Origin of the sequence: Ralstonia pickettii (assembly GCF_001699815.1) — a bacterium.
Lineage (GTDB): Bacteria > Pseudomonadota > Gammaproteobacteria > Burkholderiales > Burkholderiaceae > Ralstonia > Ralstonia thomasii.
Genome location: NZ_MCGB01000066.1, coordinates 32,006 through 47,454, shown reverse-complemented (window position 1 = coordinate 47,454; position 15,449 = coordinate 32,006). Strand labels below are relative to the sequence as shown.

Sequence of the window (15,449 nt, the reverse complement as noted above, 5' to 3'; positions counted from 1 at the left end):
AAAACGCCAACCAGCGCAAGCCGGTTGGCGTTTTTCTTTGGTGCTATCGACTTTTAAGCCGTCGCACCTTCGTCCTGCGTCGCCTTGCTTCCCGCATGCAGCGCATTGGCATGCTTGGCGCGCAAGCGGCGCGTGGCTTCCACCATGCCTTGCAGTGCCGCTTCCACTTCCGGCCAGCCGCGCGTCTTCAGGCCGCAGTCGGGGTTGACCCACAGGCGTTGCACCGGCAGAACCTGGGCGGCCTTGTCGAGCAACGCTTCCATCTCTTCCACACGTGGCACTCGCGGCGAATGGATGTCGTACACGCCCGGCCCAATCTCGTTCGGGTATGCAAACTCCCCAAACGCGTCCAGCAGTTCCATGTTCGAACGCGAGGTCTCGATGGTGATCACGTCGGCATCCATCGATGCGATGGCCGGCAGGATGTCGTTGAACTCCGAATAGCACATGTGAGTGTGGATCTGCGTGTCGTTACGCACGCCGGAGGCCGACACGCGGAACGCACGCGCCGCCCACTCCAGGTAGCCCGGCACATCGGATGCGCGCAACGGCAGGCCTTCGCGGAAAGCCGGCTCGTCGATCTGGATGGCGGCAATGCCGGCGGCTTCCAGATCGCACACTTCGTCACGCAGGGCCAGGGCGATCTGCAGCGCGGTCTGCTCGCGCGGCTGGTCGTCGCGCACGAACGACCATTGCAACATCGTCACGGGGCCGGTCAGCATGCCCTTCATCGGCTTGGCGGTCAGGCTTTGTGCGTACTTGGACCACTCGACCGTCATCGCTTCCGGGCGGTACACGTCGCCGTAGATCACGGGCGGCTTTACGCAGCGCGAGCCGTAGCTCTGCACCCAGCCGTTGGCGGTGAAGGCGTAGCCCCACAGCAACTCGCCGAAGTATTCGACCATGTCGTTGCGCTCGGCTTCTCCGTGCACGAGCATGTCGAGGCCGAGGGCTTCCTGACGGCGCACGACGTCCGTAATCTCGGCGCGCATGCGTTGCAGGTAATCCAATGCGGGCAGTTCGCCGCGCTTGTGCTGTGCGCGCGCCTGACGAATTTCCGCTGTTTGCGGGAACGAACCGATGGTGGTGGTCGGCAGCAACGGCAGGTTCAGGCGGGCTTGCTGCGCTTCAGCCCGGGCAACGTAGGGCGCGGCGCGCTCGGCATCTTCTGCGCGGATCGCGGCCACGCGCTTCTTGACGCTCGCGTTGTGCACGCGGCGCGATTCGGCACGCGAGGCGATGGCGGCGCGGTTGTCATCGAGCGCCTGCTGCACGGCAGCGGGACCTTCGACCAGCGCGAGCTTGAGGATCGCCAGTTCGTCCAGCTTCTGGCGCGCGAAGGCGAGCCACCCCTTCAGTTCGTCGTCGAGCTTTGTCTCTGCGGACAGGTCAACCGGCACATGCAGCAGCGAGCAGCTCGGCGCCACCCACAGGCGATCGCCAAAGGCGTCGGCCAGCGGCGCCACGCGCTCCAGCACGCGCGCGAGATCGGAGCGCCAGATGTTGCGGCCGTCGACCACGCCAGCGGAGAGCACCTTGTCTGCGGGCCACGGCGCGAAGGCGCCAAGCTGTTCCGGCGCACGCACGAGATCCAGGTGCACGCCATCGACCGGCAGGGATTTGATCAGTGCAGCGTGGTGGGACGCGGCTTCGAAGTACGTCGCCAGCAGCAGCTTCGGGCCGTTGGCAGCGGCCAGCGCCTGGAAAGCGGGGCCGAATGCGTCCACCCAGGCTTGCGGCAGATCCAGCACCAGCGCCGGTTCGTCGATCTGCACCCATTCCACATTCAGCGCGGCCAGGCGTTGCAGCACAGCCGCGTAAGCCTGAAGCACTTGCGGCAGCAGCGCGAGCTTGTCGGTCAAGCCGTTGCGCGCCTTGGCCAGATGCAGGAACGTCACCGGCCCGATGAGCGCCACCTTCACGCGGTGCCCCGAGGCCTGTGCCTCGCGCACTTCGTCGAACAGCCATTCGGTGCCGGGGCCCCATTGCCGATCGAGGAGGTCCGGCGTGAGTTCAGGCACGAGGTAGTGGTAATTCGTGTCGAACCACTTCGTCATTTCCATGGCGGCGTGGTCGGCATTGCCGCGCGCAAGGACGAACGATTGCGCCAGCGTCAGCTGCGCGGCGTCAAAGCCGTAGCGCGTGGGAATGGCGCCGAGCAGGGCGGCAGTCTGCAACACCTGGTCGTACCAGGCGAAATCGCCCACGGTCACGAAGTCGAGGCCGGCCTCGCGCTGGGCAGTCCAGTGGCGCTCGCGCAGGGCACGACCGGTGGCGCGCAGGTCGTCTTCGGACGAGGCGCCCTTCCAGAATGATTCGAGCGCGAACTTCAGCTCGCGTTGCGCGCCGATGCGCGGGTAGCCGAGGGTGTGGATGGTCGTCATAGTCTTCGCAGGACAAGCGATTCGTTTTTCAGTCCAGCGATGATCTGCGACCCGTTGTCATGAATCAAATGATATTATTTTCGATAATGTTGAATGAGATTCATATATTGGATATCGCAGGACCATGCTTGAAATCCGCCATCTACGCACGCTGATTGCCCTGGCCGACGGCGGCTCCGTGTCGCGCGCCGCCGAGCGGCTGCACCTGACGCAATCGGCGCTGTCGCATCAACTGCGCGCACTGGAGTCGCATTACGGGCTGGCCGTCGTGCGCCGCAAGGGGCAGACGGTGGAATTGACCGAAGCCGGGGAGCGCATGCTGGAACTCGCGCAAAAGGTCGTCGCCGACATCCAGACCGCCGAGCGCGACCTTGAACGCATCAAGGGCCGCGCGGCGGGCACGCTGCGCATCGCGCTGGAATGCCATACCTGCTTTGACTGGCTGATGCCCGTGATGGACGCCTTCCGCCAGCGCTGGCCCGAAGTCGAAATGGACCTCGTGTCGGGTTTCCACACGGATCCGCTCGCGCTGCTTAAGGACGGCCGCGCCGACGTCATCATCGGCTCCGACGCCAAGGTGCGGCGGGGCGTGGTGTTCGCGCCGCTGTTCCGCTTCGAGATCCTCGCCGTGCTGCCGGTCGACCACGCGCTGCGCAACAAGAAGTGGCTGGAAGCGAAGGACTTTACGGACCAGACGCTCATCACCTACCCCGTACCCGAAGAGCGCATCGATCTGATCCGCCAGGTGCTGACACCGGCCGGAATCGCATTCAACCGCCGCACGGCAGAGCTGACCATTGCCGTGCTGCAACTCGTTGCCAGCCGCCGCGGGCTGGCCGCGCTGCCGAGCTGGGGCATCAAGAATTACGTCGATTACGAATACGTGGTGGCCAAGCGTGTCGGCAAGGAGGGCCTTTGGAGCGATCTCTACGCCGCCATGACGCGCGACTATGCGCAGGCACCTTTTGCCCAGGACTTTATCGAGACGGCCAAGTCGATTTGCTTTGCGCAGCTGCCTGGGCTGATGCCGCTGGAGGCGTGATCAGGCGCGTTCCTTCTGCGGCAGGCGCGGCAGCTTGCCTTGCAGCCCGTCCTTGAGGAAGTCCAGCAAGTGTCGCGTCGCGAGCGTCCGGTATCGACTCGGCATCGCCAGCATGTAAAGGCGGCTGCCAAACACGCTGAACCGATATCCGGGCAGCACGCGTTTGACGTGACCCTCGTGCAGATCATCGGCTGCGGCGTAATAGGGCAGGATTCCGAGGCCATTGCCCGAACGCACGGCGGCTTGCAGGAACAGGTAGTTGTCGGAAGAGACGCCCGGGTCCAGCGTCACGAGTGTCCGCTCATCGCCCAGTTGCGCCGACAGCCGCAACGGTTGTCCGACGGCCGGCGCGCTGACGATGGTGTGGGCTGCGAGCGCGTCGAGCGTTTTCGGCACGCCATGCACGGCCAGGTAGTCCGGCGCGGCGCACAGCACCCAGTCCACTTCATCAAGCAGCGTGGCGACCAGCGTTTCCGGCGGTTTCGAGACAATGCGCAGTGCCACGTCTACATCCTCGCCAATCAGGTCGGACACGCGGTTGTCGAACCGCACATCCAGGCGGATATCCGGATACGCGCGCTTGAAGGCCACCAGCAGCGGCGACACCAGCAGATGCCCCAGCCCCGTCGGCACCGACAGCCGCACGCTGCCTTGCAGCGATTTGCCGAGCGACGAGACCAGCGCGTCGGCGGCCGCCATTTCGCGCAGGATGCTTCGGCCGTGTACATAGATGCCGGCGCCGACCTCCGTAGGCTCCACGCGGCGCGTGGTCCGGCGCAGCAGTTGCACGCCCAGTGCGCGCTCGAACGCCTTCAAGCGGTGGCTCACGTTGGAACGTGTGGTTTGCAGCCGGCGCGCCGCCGCCGACAGGTTGCCCGCATCGACAATTTCCACGAACAGCTTGAGCGCATTGAGATCCATGACCGCCCGTCAGATTGGTGAATCGAATTCGACATTCTGTTGATGCCGGCGCGGATTGTCAAAGTGTGCCAACCCGGTAAGATCCCCCGGCATATCCCATAGGAGCAGGTGACATGGCGCTCGACGACGAATCCTTCGGCTTGCTGCAGCAATCGGTGCAGCGCTTCATCCAGGAACGGCTCGTGCCGGCGGAGAACATCCTCGAGGAAGAGGACGACGTGCCCGCCGACATCGTTGCCGACATGAAAGAGATGGGCCTCTTCGGCCTGTCGATTCCGGAAGAGTACGGTGGCATTGGCCTGGCGATGGTGCAGGAATGCGAGGTGGCGTACGACCTCGGGCACACGGCGCTGGCGTTTCGCTCGGTGTTCGGCACCAACGTCGGCATCGGCTCACAGGGCATCCTGATGGACGGTACCGATGCGCAGAAAGCTGACTACTTGCCACGCATTGCCAGCGGCGAACTGATCATCTCGTTTGCGCTGACGGAGCCGAATGCCGGGTCGGATGCGGCGTCGCTGCAGACGCGCGCCACGCTGGATGGCGATCACTACGTCATCAACGGCAGCAAGCGCTACATCACCAACGCGCCGCGCGCCGGGGCATTCACGCTGATGGCGCGCACAGGCGGCGAAGGCGCGGGCGGCATCTCCGCCTTCATCGTGCCGGCCGACACGCCGGGCATCACGTTGGGCAAGCCTGACAAGAAGATGGGCCAGCGGGGCACCAAGACGTGCGATGTGATGCTCGACAACGTGCGGGTGCCCGCCGCCAACATCATCGGCGGCGTGGCGGGGCAGGGTTTCAAGACGGCGATGAAGGTGCTGGATCGGGGCCGTCTGCATATCTCGGCGCTGGCCTGCGGCATGGCGCATCGGCTCATCACCGACGCGGTGGCCTACGCCAAGGAGCGCAAACAGTTCGGTCAGCCCATCGCAGACTTTCAGTTGATTCAGGCCATGCTCGCCGATAGCCAGGCAGAGCTGTACGCCGGCATGTCGATGGTGCGGGATTGTGCGCGCCGCTACGACGCAAAGCCCGTCGGCAAACAGGATCACGAAGTCAGCATGCTGGCCTCGTGCACCAAGATGTTCTGCACCGAGATGGTCGGTCGCGTGGCGGATCGCGCGGTGCAGATTCACGGTGGCGCAGGTTACATCGCCGAATACAAGGCCGAGCGCTTCTATCGCGATGTGCGCCTGTTGCGTTTGTACGAAGGCACCACGCAGATCCAGCAGCTCATCATCGCCAAGAACCTGCTGCGCGATTAGGCTGGCTCTAATAATCCGCCGGAATCTGGCTCTATGTTGGAGCCACGTTCGGGTTCAGAATAGGTGCTTCCTGTCAGATTGCACGGTTGCTGCCGGAGTCGCCATGTACATTCCCGCCCACTTTGAAGAATCGCGCCCTGACGCGCTGCACGACCTGATCGCGCAGAATCCGTTCGGGACGCTTGTCACGCATGGCGAGCATGGGTTGGATGCGAACCACATCCCGTTCTTGCTGCTGCCGGAAGAGGGAAAGCTTGGCGTGCTGCATGCCCATGTGGCGCGTGCCAACCCGGTCTGGAAAGACGTGGCGAACGGCGATGAGGTGCTCGTCATCTTCCGCGCGGGCGATGCGTACATTTCACCGACGTGGTATCCGAGCAAGCACGAAGCCCACCGGCAGGTGCCGACATGGAACTACCGCGTCGCGCATGCGCATGGCCGGATCACCGTGCGTGACGACGAGCGTTTTGTGCGCGGCGTGGTGGCACGCCTGACGCGCACGCATGAGGCATCACAACCTGCGCCGTGGAAGATGTCCGACGCCCCAACGGACTACACCGACGCGCTGCTCAAGATGATCGTCGGCATCGAGATCGAGATCACGCGCATCGAAGGCAAGCTCAAGCTGAGTCAGAACAAAGAGACGCGAGATATCGTTGGCGCCGGTGAGGCGCTCAGGGCTAGCGGCGAGCGTGTGATCAGCCACGCGATGCTGGCCTGCGCTGCTGCCAAGACAGAATAAAAGGCGGAGCGACGGACTGTTAATCCGTCGCTCCGCACTGCCTTACTTCACACTGCGTGCCGGCAGAATCTCGCCGCGCACTTCCCCGAAGCCCACGCGATAGCCATCGCCCTGGCACCAGCCGGTCAGGGTGACTTCGTCGCCGTCTTCCAGGAAGGTGCGCGTGGTGCCATTGCCGAGGTCCAGCGGCTGCTTGCCGTTGACGGTCAGCTCCAGCAGGCTGCCGTAAGAATCCGGCGTCGTTCCGCTAATGGTGCCCGAGCCCATCAGGTCACCCACGCGCACGTTGCAGCCGGACACGGTGTGGTGCGCAAGCTGCTGCGCCATCGTCCAGTACATCGCGCGGAAATTCGTGCGAGCGATCGTCGTGCGCGCGCCGCCGTGTGGGCGCAGCGCGGTTTCGAGGGCGATGTCGTAAGCGTTCGGCCGGCTCTGGCGCAGGTACTCCAGCGGCTCGGGCGACTGCGCCGGGTTGGCCACGCGGAACGGCTCCAGCGCCTCCATCGTCACGATCCACGGCGAGATCGATGTACCAAAGCCCTTCGAGTTGAACGGGCCGAGCGGCACGTATTCCCATTGCTGGATGTCGCGCGCGCTCCAGTCGTTGAGCAGCACGACGCCGAACATGTGGTCCGGCGCTGCGTCCACGGAAACCGGCTCACCCAGCGCACTGGGCTTGCCGACCACAAAGGCCATCTCCAGCTCGTAGTCCAGCTTGCGGCAGGCCGTGAAGATCGGGCGCGGCTGGTCGGGCAGCTTGATCTGGCCCATCGGGCGATGCAGCGGTGTGCCGCTCACCACCACGGAGCTTGCGCGGCCGTTGTAGCCGATCGGGATTTCCAGCCAGTTGGGCAGCAGCGCGTTCTCGGGATCTCGGAACATGCGGCCGACGTTGGTGGCGTGTTCTTTCGATGAATAGAAATCCGTGTAGCCGGGGATGTCGATCGGCAGGTGCATCACGGCATGTGCCTGCGGCACCAGCGCGCGAGCGTGCAGCGTGGCGTTGTCGCGTACGTGCGTGTCGGCCACGCTGAACAGCGCTTGCAGCTTCTTGCGCGTTTCCGCCCAGATGGGCTTGCCGAGGGCGATGAAGGTGTTGAGTTTGCCGGTGCGGAACGTGCCGCGTGTTGCTGCGGGCAGCAGCCCGGCGTCATCCAGCACGCCGAGATCGATGACCTGATCGCCCAGGGCCACGCCTGCGCGTGGCGACGGGTTTTCCTTGGTGGAGAAGATGCCGAAGGGCAGGTTTTCCAGGGGGAAGTGGGTGTCGGGGGTGTTGGCGGATTCCAGCCAGCTTAGTTGTCGGGTGGTCATGATGGGGCGGTGATTTATTTGGGGCGGTTATTTCGTTTCTTGACGCTGCCGGTGCATCTGGTGTTTCACCCCCTGCCGGGGGCGACTCACTTTCTTTGTCTTGCCAAAGAAAGTCAGCAAAGAACGGCGCGCCCGAGATGGCGACTTCCCCTTGAATTTATGTCGCAGGGAGGGGAAGGGAAAAACTCGCTTCGCTCAGACAGTTTCCCTTCCTTTTTCCTCCCTGCAACAGAAATTCAAGGCGCCATCTAGGGCAGGGTACGGCCACACCTTCTGGATGCTCGCCTTGGCGCCAAGGCGGTGTTCTTAGGGCTTGGTCGGGTCGAAATGCTTCTTCAGGCCTTGCCAGCATTCGAAGTACTTGGCTTGCAGTTGCGCCGATTCCGCCGCGAAGCGCGTCGGGCGAATGACTGCTGGCGTCTCGAACATGAAGGCCATCGTTGCGTCGACTTTATGCGGCTTGGTGGTGTCGCCGTTGCTGGCTTTCTCGAACGTGTCGGCATCGGGGCCGTGACCGCTCATGCAGTTGTGCAGGCTGGCACCGCCCGGCACGAAGCCTTCGGCCTTGGCGTCGTACACGCCCTGGATCAGGCCCATGAATTCGCTTGCGACGTTGCGGTGGAACCAGGGCGGGCGGAATGTGTTTTCAGCGGCGAGCCAGCGCGGCGGGAAGATCACGAAGTCGATGGTGTCCACGCCCGGCGTGTCGGAGGGGCTTTGCAGCACCAGGAAGATCGACGGGTCCGGATGGTCGTAGCTGATCGAGCCGATGGTGTTGAACAGGCGCAGGTCGTATTTGTACGGCGCGAGGTTGCCGTGCCAGGCAACGACGTCCAGCGGCGAGTGGCCGATCTTCGCGGTCCACAGGCTGCCTTGGAATTTTGCGACGAGTTCGAAGTTGCCCTCGCGGTCTTCGTACCACGCGTGCGGGGTGAGGAAGTCGCGCGGGTTGGCCAGGCCGTTCGAGCCGATCACACCCAGGTCCGGCAAGCGGAAGAGCGCGCCGAAGTTCTCGCAGATGTAGCCGCGTGCGTCACCGTCCGGCAGCTCGACGCGGAAGCGCACGCCGCGCGGGACGACCACAATCTCCAGCGGTTCGACATCGACCACGCCCATCTCCGTCAGCAGGCGCAGGCGGCCTTGCTGCGGGACGATCAGCAGCTCGCCGTCGGCGTTGTAGAAGAAGCGCTCCGTCATTGACGCGTTGGCGGCGTACAGGTGGATGCCGCAGCCCGTTTGCGCGTCCGGCCCGCCGTTGCCGGCGAAGGTGACGATGCCGTCGATGAAATCGGTGCCGGCCGCCGGTGCGGGCAGCGGGTCCCAACGCAGCTGGTTGGGCGAGGGCGGCACCTCGTTGAAGTTGCTGTGGAAGCGGCCTTGCGCCATGGCCTCGAACGGCAGATGCACCGCACCCGGGCGAATGCGATACAGCCACGAGCGGCGGTTGTGCGCACGCGGGGCGGTGAATGCCGTGCCGGAAATCTGTTCCGCATACAAGCCATACGGCGCCTTCTGCGGCGAGTTCTGGCCGTGGGGCAGCGCGCCGGGCAGTGCTTCGGTGGCGAACTCGTTGCCGAAGCCGCTTTGGTAAGCGGGCCGGTCCAGCGACGCGGGGGTGAATGCGTTCTTGGCCGTCGGGGCGAGCATGTTCATGGTGAAGTCCTTGGAGAAAAAATCAGGAGCGTCTTCAGGGAAAGCGTAGTCGTTACCAGACCATCAGGCGGGCTTGCCGGTTGTGCGGCCGGAGGCAAAGCGTGCGGCGTCCGCGCCACTGGCGGCCAGCGTAAGCACCAGCACCATGCCGAACGACACCATCGCCGGCACCGCCGCGGCCGAGAACAACGCCGGGCCGCTCCACTGCAGGGCAATCAGTTGCCCGCCGATCACCGGGCCGATGACGGAGCCGATGCGGCCCACGCCAAGGCTCCAGCCGATGCCGGTGGCGCGCAGCGTGGTGGGGTAATACGTGGCGGCCAGTGCATTCACCGCAGGCTGTCCGCCGACGATGCAGAAGCCGGCCACGAACACCACCGCCACCAGCACGGGCAGCGCAGCCGCCACATGGCCGATCAGCCCAACGGTGACGCAGGCGATCAGGAAGCACACGGCCAGCACCCGCACAAAGCCGAGGCGATCGATCAACCGGCCCAGCGTGAGCGTGCCGATCACACCGCCCACCTGCAGCGCGGTGGCGACCAGCACAGCGGTATCCGTCGGATATCCGGCATCGCGAATCAGCGTCGGCAGCCAGTTCGACAGGAAGTACAGGTCGATCAGGTTCATGAAGTTGATGACCCACAGCACGAGCGTGACCTTGGCGCGGCCTTCCGTGAAGAGCGCGGAGACCGGCATGCCACCCGCGGGCGCCTCGGGCACCACGAATTGCGTCTGCGCGTTCACCTGCAGTTGCGGCGCGAGCTTGCCCAGCCAGCGAGCCAGACGCTGATGGCGCGTCTGCCGCATTTGCCCATGACCCTTGAGCACCAGGTATTGCAGGGATTCCGGCAGCCACAGCACCATCATCACGCCAATGACAAGAGGCACCAGGCCGCCCACCAGAAAGACCGCATGCCACCCAAAGCGCGACAGCAGCGCTGCGCTCACAAAGCCGCCAAGCGCCGCGCCCACGGTAAAGCCGCACGACACCAGCATCATCCAGGTCACGCGCGTGCGTGCAGGGCTGAACTCGCCGGCTAGCGCCATCGCGTTGGGCATGATGCAGCCCAGCCCCAGGCCCGTGACAAAGCGCAGGATAAGCAGGGCGCTCACCGTTTCGACCTGCGTGGTGGCCAGCATGCACGCTGCAAAGAAGAACGTGGCGACGATCAGCACCGGCCGCCGCCCGAAGCGGTCGCCCAGCACGCCAAACACCAGCGAGCCGACCAGCATGCCGAACAACCCCGCGCCAAATACCGGCCCGAGGCTTGCCTTGGTGATATTCCAGTCCTTGATGATGGCGGGCGCCACATAGCCCATGGCCTGCACGTCAAAGCCGTCGATGATCAGGCACAGCCCGCAGATGGCGAGCAACAGGATCTGGAAGCCGCCAACCTTGCCCTGGTCGATCAGGCGGGCGAGGTCGATGGGCGTGGATGGCGCTTCATGAGCGGCGGGGGCAGGGCGCATGGTGGTCTCCGGTGGCGGCGTTGCCGCTCTGTTCTGGATTCTTGGTATGCGCGTATTGTCCGGATCGGATGAGAATTTGAAATATCAATGCGAGAATGCATGCTATTGATATTGTGAATGTTGAGGCGTCGCCATGCTGAATCTGCGGGATGTGGACCTGAACCTGCTGGTGCTGTTTCAGGAAATCCTGCGCGAAAAGCGCATCTCCGTCGTGGCCGAGCGGCTGGGCCTGTCGCAGCCTGCGGTAAGCAACGCGTTGTCGCGCCTGCGCCAGACCTTTGACGACGAACTCTTTGTTCGCACCCCGCGCGGCATGATGCCGACCGCACTTGCCGAGCAATTGGCCGAACCGGTGGCGATGGCGCTTGACACGCTGCAACGCGCCTTCGGCCAGCGCACGCATTTTGATGCGGCCACTTCCACGCGCACCTTCACGATTGCCATGAGCGACGTCGGCGAGGTGTATTTCATGCCGGTGCTGGCGCAGTTATGTGCCGAGCAGGCGCCAGGCGTGCGGCTCGACACGCTGCGTGCGGGCGGGTTCGACATGAAGGCCGAAATGGAGGCCGGTGCCATCGACCTTGCCATTGGCGCGTTCGATGATCTTTCCGGCGAGAGCCTCTTCCAGCGCCGCCTGTTTCAGCAGGATTACGTGACGATGTTCCGGCGCGGCCATGCGCTGTCGGAGGGCAAGCTGACGCTGGAGCGCTTTCGCGCAGCGTCGCACCTCGTGGTGGCAAGTTCGGCCAGCCCCTACAACGCCATCGGGCCGCTGCTCGACAAGGCGGGGATCACGCAGTCGGCGCGCTTTTCGGTGCCGCACTTCGTGGCGGTGCCGTACATCGTCAGCACGACCGACCTGGTGGTGACGGTGCCGCGCAAGCTGGCCGAGCGTGCGGCGCCACCGTTCGGGCTGGAATTCGTGGCGCCGCCGCTCAAGCTGCCGGCGTTGCAGACGAATGTGTTCTGGCACCGGCGTTTCCATCAGGACGCCGGCAACCAGTGGCTGCGCAACCTCGTCGCGCAGCGCTTTGCCGAACTGGAAGGCTAGGCGTCAGCCGGCCGAGACCGTGCGCTGCAATTGTTCGTGCAAGCCGACAAGACAACGAAAAGCACGAAGACGGGTTGCTGTGTATTGCCGTACCGGTATTCGGCCGCTTTGACCGCGTGATTGCGGGGCTGTCGATCGCGTTGCCGACCATGCGTTACGGCGCCGATACCAAGGCGCTCTACGTTGCGCTGCTGCAGCAGGCGGGGGCGGCTATCTCGTCGCGGCGTGGGCATCACCCTGCATCCGACTGAGCGCTCTGCAGGATCAGCCAGTCCGTCTTATCCTCTGCGTTGTCTCTCGCATCTGAGCCTGTGCGCTCAGCATTCCATTTCCACCGTATTGGAGTCGATCACATGCGTTACAACCAGCTGGGCCGGACGGGCCTGTTCGTATCGGAGCTGTGCCTGGGCACGATGACCTTCGGCGGCAACGACGGCATCTGGCAGCATATCGGCGATTTGCAGCAGGCCGATGCCGAGCGCCTGATCGGGCGCGCGCTCGACGCCGGGATCAACTTCATCGACACGGCCGATGTATACGCCAACGGCGTCGCTGAACAGATGACGGGGCAGGCGCTCAAGAACCTGAAGGTGTCGCGCGACAGCGTGGTCGTCGCCACCAAGGTGTTCGGGCAGACCGGCGACAGCGTGAATGCGCGCGGCGCCTCGCGGTTCCACATCATGGACGGCATCAAGGCGAGCCTGAAGCGCATGCAGCTCGACCATATCGATCTTTATCAGATCCATGGTTTCGATCCCGCCACGCCGATCGAAGAAACCGTGCGTGCGCTCGACACGCTGGTCCAGCATGGCCACGTTCGCTATGTGGGTGTATCGAACTGGGCGGCGTGGCAGATCGTCAAGGCGTTGGGAATTGCCGAGCGGCTGGGCTGCGCACGCTTCGAAAGCCTGCAGGCGTATTACACAGTTGCCGGCCGTGACTTGGAGCGCGAGCTGGTGCCGATGCTCAAGAGCGAAGGCCTGGGCCTGATGGTATGGAGCCCGCTGGCTGGCGGGCTGCTCAGCGGAAAATACACGCGCGAGCAGCACGGCGAGCACGACAGCCGCCGCAACAAGTTCGATTTCCCGCCGGTGGACCGCGCGCGTGCCTACACGTGTGTGGATGCCATGCGCGTCATGGCCAATGCGCGCAGCGTGTCGGTCGCGCAGATTGCGCTCGCGTGGCTGCTGCATCAGCAGGCAGTGACCACCGTGATTGTTGGTGCCAAGAAGATTGAGCAGCTCGACGACAACATCGCTGCTACCAAGGTCGAGCTGACGGCGCAGGAACTGGCGCAGCTCGACGAACTGAGCAAACTCCCGGCCGAGTACCCGGGCTGGATGCTCGAGCGGCAAGGCGAATACCGACGGGGCCAGCTTGCCGGAACGCGGCTGGCCGGGCGTTAGTCTGCCGGCTCAAATCGTTCGCCTTTGAACACGCGGCGCGGGTTGTCGCGCTCCACCCGATGATGGTGCGGCCGCCGCTGCGCACGCTCCGCCGCGTCGGCTGCCGCGTCGTGGTCCGCCAGCTTGTCTGCGAGCAGCAGCACGGCCGCTCCCGTCTTGTTGACATGCGGGCCACCGGGCCCGGACGAACGGTAGCGTTTTGGGGGAGCGCGCTGCACATCGCGCCAACCCCAGTCGCAAGTGCGATCAAGCGTAAGTGTTGGATTGTTGAAACGGGATGGCGCTCAGGTTGCAGTTGCTGCCGGCAATGCCAGCCGCGCCGCCGCCAGCGCTTCACGCAATACCGCCGTGTCGCCGATATGGTTCGCGAGCAGCAGGATGAGCTGCGCGTTGAGCATCGCACTGTGCTCGTCGCTAAGGTTGCGGTGCGCGTCGATCAGCGCCTCGTAGAAATCATCCGGACGCGGCAGGTTCGCTTGTGTGTTCAGCGGCATGGTGATCGGTATTCAGCTCAGGCGGACACGGTAGCGCGCGAGGTCGCGGCAGGCGCGGTCTGGCCGGTGGCACGAAGCAACGCGGCGGCCAGCTTGGCAGGATCGAGTGCGCGCCAGCGTGCGCAGACGTGCTGATCGGGGCGGATCAGGTAAGTCGTGCCGGGGCGCGCGTCATAGCGTTGCGCGACCAGCCCGTCGATGTCTTCCAGCGCCGTCACGTTGGCTGAGACTGTGCCCATGCCGCCGGCCGGAAAGATCGCTAGCGTCGGCAACGGCAGCGCATCGACGTGTTCTCCCGCACCGCAGAAGCGCAGCACGGTGAAGCTGTCGCGCAGATGGCTGAGCAGCCAGTCGGCGCGGCCATCGGCATGGCGTACCGGCGCATCAAGTGCGACAGCGCCGGGCACGAGCGTGCAGGCGAAAGGCGCTTCATCCGCTGTCTGCAACGGAGAACCTTCAAGCACCGTTGGCATCGAGAGCCGACCGCTGTTGACCAGCGTCCGCGCAAACGGATAGTGCTTGGCCAAGCGCAGTGTGGCATCGCGAAAGATCCGACTGACCGCGCTCTTGGGCGTGATGAAATCCGTCGAGCGGGTGGAGTGGCGGATGTTGTCGTCGGCGGCAAACTCGCGCTCGCTCGCGTACGTGTCGAGCAGCGCGTCGGGCGCATCGCCGGCAAGCACCATGCGCAACTTCCACGCGAGGTTCTCGGCATCCTGCAAGCCGCTGTTGGCGCCGCGCGCGCCGAACGGCGACACCCGATGCGCTGCATCACCGATGAAGAGCACGCGGCCGTGGCGGAAGCGGTCCATGCGTTCGCACGAAAACGTATAGACGCTGACCCATTCCAGCTCGAAATCGACGTTTTCCCCCAGCAGCGCGCGCACGCGTGGAATGACGCGCTCGGGTTGCTTCTCGGCGACGGGGTCGGCGTCCCAGCCAAGCTGGAAATCGATGCGCCAGACGTTGTCGGGCTGGTGGTGCAGCAGCACCGATTGATTCGGGTGGAACGGCGGATCAAACCAGAACCAGCGTTCGCTCGGGAAGGGCGCATCCATACGCACGTCGGCGATCAGGAAGCGGTCTTTGAACGTCTGGCCGTGGGCTTCGAGGCCCATCATGTTGCGGACCGGGCTGCGCGAGCCGTCGGCGGCGACCACGTATTGCGCGCGCTGCTCGTACGTGCCGTCGGGCGTCTCGATGTTGAGCGTTACACCATCGGCATCCTGTATGAGGGCCGTCACCTTGTTCTTCCAGCGCAGCTCGATGTTCGGCAAGGCTTGCGCGCGTTCAACGAGAAAGCCTTCTACGTAATACTGCTGCAGGTTGATGAACGCTGGCCGGCGGTGGCCGGTTTCGGGCAGCAGGTCAAAGCTGTAGAGCAGTTCGTTCTTCAGGTAGACCTTGCCGACGTTCCAGCTCACGCCCTTGTCGACCATGCAGTCGCCGCAGCCGAGCCGATCGAAAATCTCCAATGACCGCTTGGAGAAGCAGATCGCGCGCGAGCCGGTCGACAGCGTGCAATCATCGTCGACGACGACCACGGCCACACCTTGCTGCGCCAGATCGATGGCCGTGGCCAACCCCACCGGCCCCGCGCCGACGATGACGACGGGGCGGGCCGCAGGTGCGGCGCCGCGCTGCTGCTCGGCGCACGGCGCATACGCGAAGACGCGGTTCTGGAAGTCGGGGTTCATG

13 protein-coding genes and 1 pseudogene are annotated in these 15,449 nt (G+C 64.5%); 6 read left to right on the top strand and 8 right to left on the bottom strand.

Going from position 1 to position 15,449, the window contains the following annotated elements; translation table 11 throughout:
- Positions 1–53: 53 nt before the first annotated feature.
- A complete protein-coding gene (gene metE, locus BEK68_RS13230) occupies positions 54–2,384 on the bottom strand; it encodes a 5-methyltetrahydropteroyltriglutamate--homocysteine S-methyltransferase (RefSeq protein WP_024541894.1) in 2,331 nt (776 codons plus the stop codon).
- A 124-nt stretch (positions 2,385–2,508) separates the two neighbouring features.
- Here metE and BEK68_RS13225 point away from each other — a divergent pair, with 124 nt between their 5' ends.
- A complete protein-coding gene (locus tag BEK68_RS13225; RefSeq protein WP_004634874.1) occupies positions 2,509–3,426 on the top strand; it encodes a LysR family transcriptional regulator in 918 nt (305 codons plus the stop codon).
- On the opposite strand, the gene BEK68_RS13220 is transcribed toward BEK68_RS13225, so the two are convergent.
- Positions 3,427–4,347: a LysR family transcriptional regulator gene (locus BEK68_RS13220; RefSeq protein WP_024541895.1), complete on the bottom strand. Its 921-nt coding sequence runs from the start codon at positions 4,345–4,347 to the stop codon at positions 3,427–3,429.
- Positions 4,348–4,460: 113 nt separating this feature from the next.
- Here BEK68_RS13220 and BEK68_RS13215 point away from each other — a divergent pair, with 113 nt between their 5' ends.
- Positions 4,461–5,618 carry an acyl-CoA dehydrogenase family protein gene (locus tag BEK68_RS13215; protein WP_024541896.1) on the top strand — a complete coding sequence of 386 codons (1,158 nt, stop codon included), beginning with the start codon at positions 4,461–4,463 and terminating at the stop codon, positions 5,616–5,618.
- Between the two features lie 103 nt (positions 5,619–5,721).
- Positions 5,722–6,360 (top strand): FMN-binding negative transcriptional regulator, encoded by a 639-nt coding sequence (locus BEK68_RS13210; RefSeq protein WP_024541897.1) that lies wholly within the window; start codon positions 5,722–5,724, stop codon positions 6,358–6,360.
- A 42-nt stretch (positions 6,361–6,402) separates the two neighbouring features.
- Here the strand turns inward: BEK68_RS13210 and fahA are convergent, their stop codons facing one another.
- The 3 genes from fahA to BEK68_RS13195 all read right to left on the bottom strand — a co-directional run bounded on the left by fahA (position 6,403) and on the right by BEK68_RS13195 (position 10,800).
- A complete protein-coding gene (gene fahA / locus BEK68_RS13205) occupies positions 6,403–7,674 on the bottom strand; it encodes a fumarylacetoacetase (RefSeq protein ID WP_024541898.1) in 1,272 nt (423 codons plus the stop codon).
- 306 nt (positions 7,675–7,980) lie between these two features.
- On the bottom strand, positions 7,981–9,327 hold the full coding sequence (gene hmgA / locus BEK68_RS13200; protein WP_024542559.1) for a homogentisate 1,2-dioxygenase: 1,347 nt from the start codon (positions 9,325–9,327) through the stop codon (positions 7,981–7,983).
- A gap of 63 nt (positions 9,328–9,390) precedes the next feature.
- Positions 9,391–10,800 (bottom strand): MFS transporter, encoded by a 1,410-nt coding sequence (locus BEK68_RS13195; RefSeq protein WP_024542558.1) that lies wholly within the window; start codon positions 10,798–10,800, stop codon positions 9,391–9,393.
- 133 nt (positions 10,801–10,933) lie between these two features.
- On the opposite strand from BEK68_RS13195, the gene BEK68_RS13190 reads away from it, so the two are divergent.
- The 3 genes and pseudogenes from BEK68_RS13190 (at position 10,934) to BEK68_RS13185 (ending at position 13,257) form a co-directional block, all read left to right on the top strand.
- A complete protein-coding gene (locus tag BEK68_RS13190) occupies positions 10,934–11,851 on the top strand; it encodes a LysR family transcriptional regulator (RefSeq protein ID WP_024542557.1) in 918 nt (305 codons plus the stop codon).
- 47 nt (positions 11,852–11,898) lie between these two features.
- Positions 11,899–12,102 (top strand): annotated as a pseudogene (locus BEK68_RS26175) (IclR family transcriptional regulator domain-containing protein); the annotation flags it as partial.
- Between the two features lie 102 nt (positions 12,103–12,204).
- On the top strand, positions 12,205–13,257 hold the full coding sequence (locus tag BEK68_RS13185) for an aldo/keto reductase (RefSeq protein ID WP_024542556.1): 1,053 nt from the start codon (positions 12,205–12,207) through the stop codon (positions 13,255–13,257).
- Here BEK68_RS13185 and BEK68_RS24940 read toward each other — a convergent pair.
- From BEK68_RS24940 to BEK68_RS13175, 3 genes are all read right to left on the bottom strand, one after another.
- Positions 13,254–13,400, bottom strand: a complete 147-nt coding sequence (locus tag BEK68_RS24940) for a hypothetical protein (protein WP_249262921.1) — start codon at positions 13,398–13,400, stop codon at positions 13,254–13,256. The genes BEK68_RS13185 and BEK68_RS24940 overlap by 4 nt on opposite strands.
- 141 nt (positions 13,401–13,541) lie before the next feature.
- Positions 13,542–13,751 (bottom strand): DUF2783 domain-containing protein, encoded by a 210-nt coding sequence (locus BEK68_RS13180; RefSeq protein WP_024542554.1) that lies wholly within the window; start codon positions 13,749–13,751, stop codon positions 13,542–13,544.
- Between the two features lie 17 nt (positions 13,752–13,768).
- Entirely contained in the window at positions 13,769–15,448 is a 1,680-nt protein-coding gene (locus BEK68_RS13175) for an FAD-dependent oxidoreductase (RefSeq protein ID WP_024542553.1), read from the bottom strand.
- Position 15,449: the final 1 nt, after the last annotated feature.

Excerpts from the sequence above, each read along its gene's own strand:
- metE (WP_024541894.1), bottom strand. The coding sequence starts at position 2,384 with ATGACGACCATCCACACCCTCGGCTACCCGCGCATCGGCGCGCAACGC.
- BEK68_RS13225 (WP_004634874.1), top strand. The coding sequence starts at position 2,509 with ATGCTTGAAATCCGCCATCTACGCACGCTGATTGCCCTGGCCGACGGC.
- BEK68_RS13220 (WP_024541895.1), bottom strand. The coding sequence starts at position 4,347 with ATGGATCTCAATGCGCTCAAGCTGTTCGTGGAAATTGTCGATGCGGGC.
- BEK68_RS13215 (WP_024541896.1), top strand. The coding sequence starts at position 4,461 with ATGGCGCTCGACGACGAATCCTTCGGCTTGCTGCAGCAATCGGTGCAG.
- BEK68_RS13210 (WP_024541897.1), top strand. The coding sequence starts at position 5,722 with ATGTACATTCCCGCCCACTTTGAAGAATCGCGCCCTGACGCGCTGCAC.
- fahA (WP_024541898.1), bottom strand. The coding sequence starts at position 7,674 with ATGACCACCCGACAACTAAGCTGGCTGGAATCCGCCAACACCCCCGAC.
- hmgA (WP_024542559.1), bottom strand. The coding sequence starts at position 9,327 with ATGAACATGCTCGCCCCGACGGCCAAGAACGCATTCACCCCCGCGTCG.
- BEK68_RS13195 (WP_024542558.1), bottom strand. The coding sequence starts at position 10,800 with ATGCGCCCTGCCCCCGCCGCTCATGAAGCGCCATCCACGCCCATCGAC.
- BEK68_RS13190 (WP_024542557.1), top strand. The coding sequence starts at position 10,934 with ATGCTGAATCTGCGGGATGTGGACCTGAACCTGCTGGTGCTGTTTCAG.
- BEK68_RS13185 (WP_024542556.1), top strand. The coding sequence starts at position 12,205 with ATGCGTTACAACCAGCTGGGCCGGACGGGCCTGTTCGTATCGGAGCTG.
- BEK68_RS13180 (WP_024542554.1), bottom strand. The coding sequence starts at position 13,751 with ATGCCGCTGAACACACAAGCGAACCTGCCGCGTCCGGATGATTTCTAC.
- BEK68_RS13175 (WP_024542553.1), bottom strand. The coding sequence starts at position 15,448 with ATGAACCCCGACTTCCAGAACCGCGTCTTCGCGTATGCGCCGTGCGCC.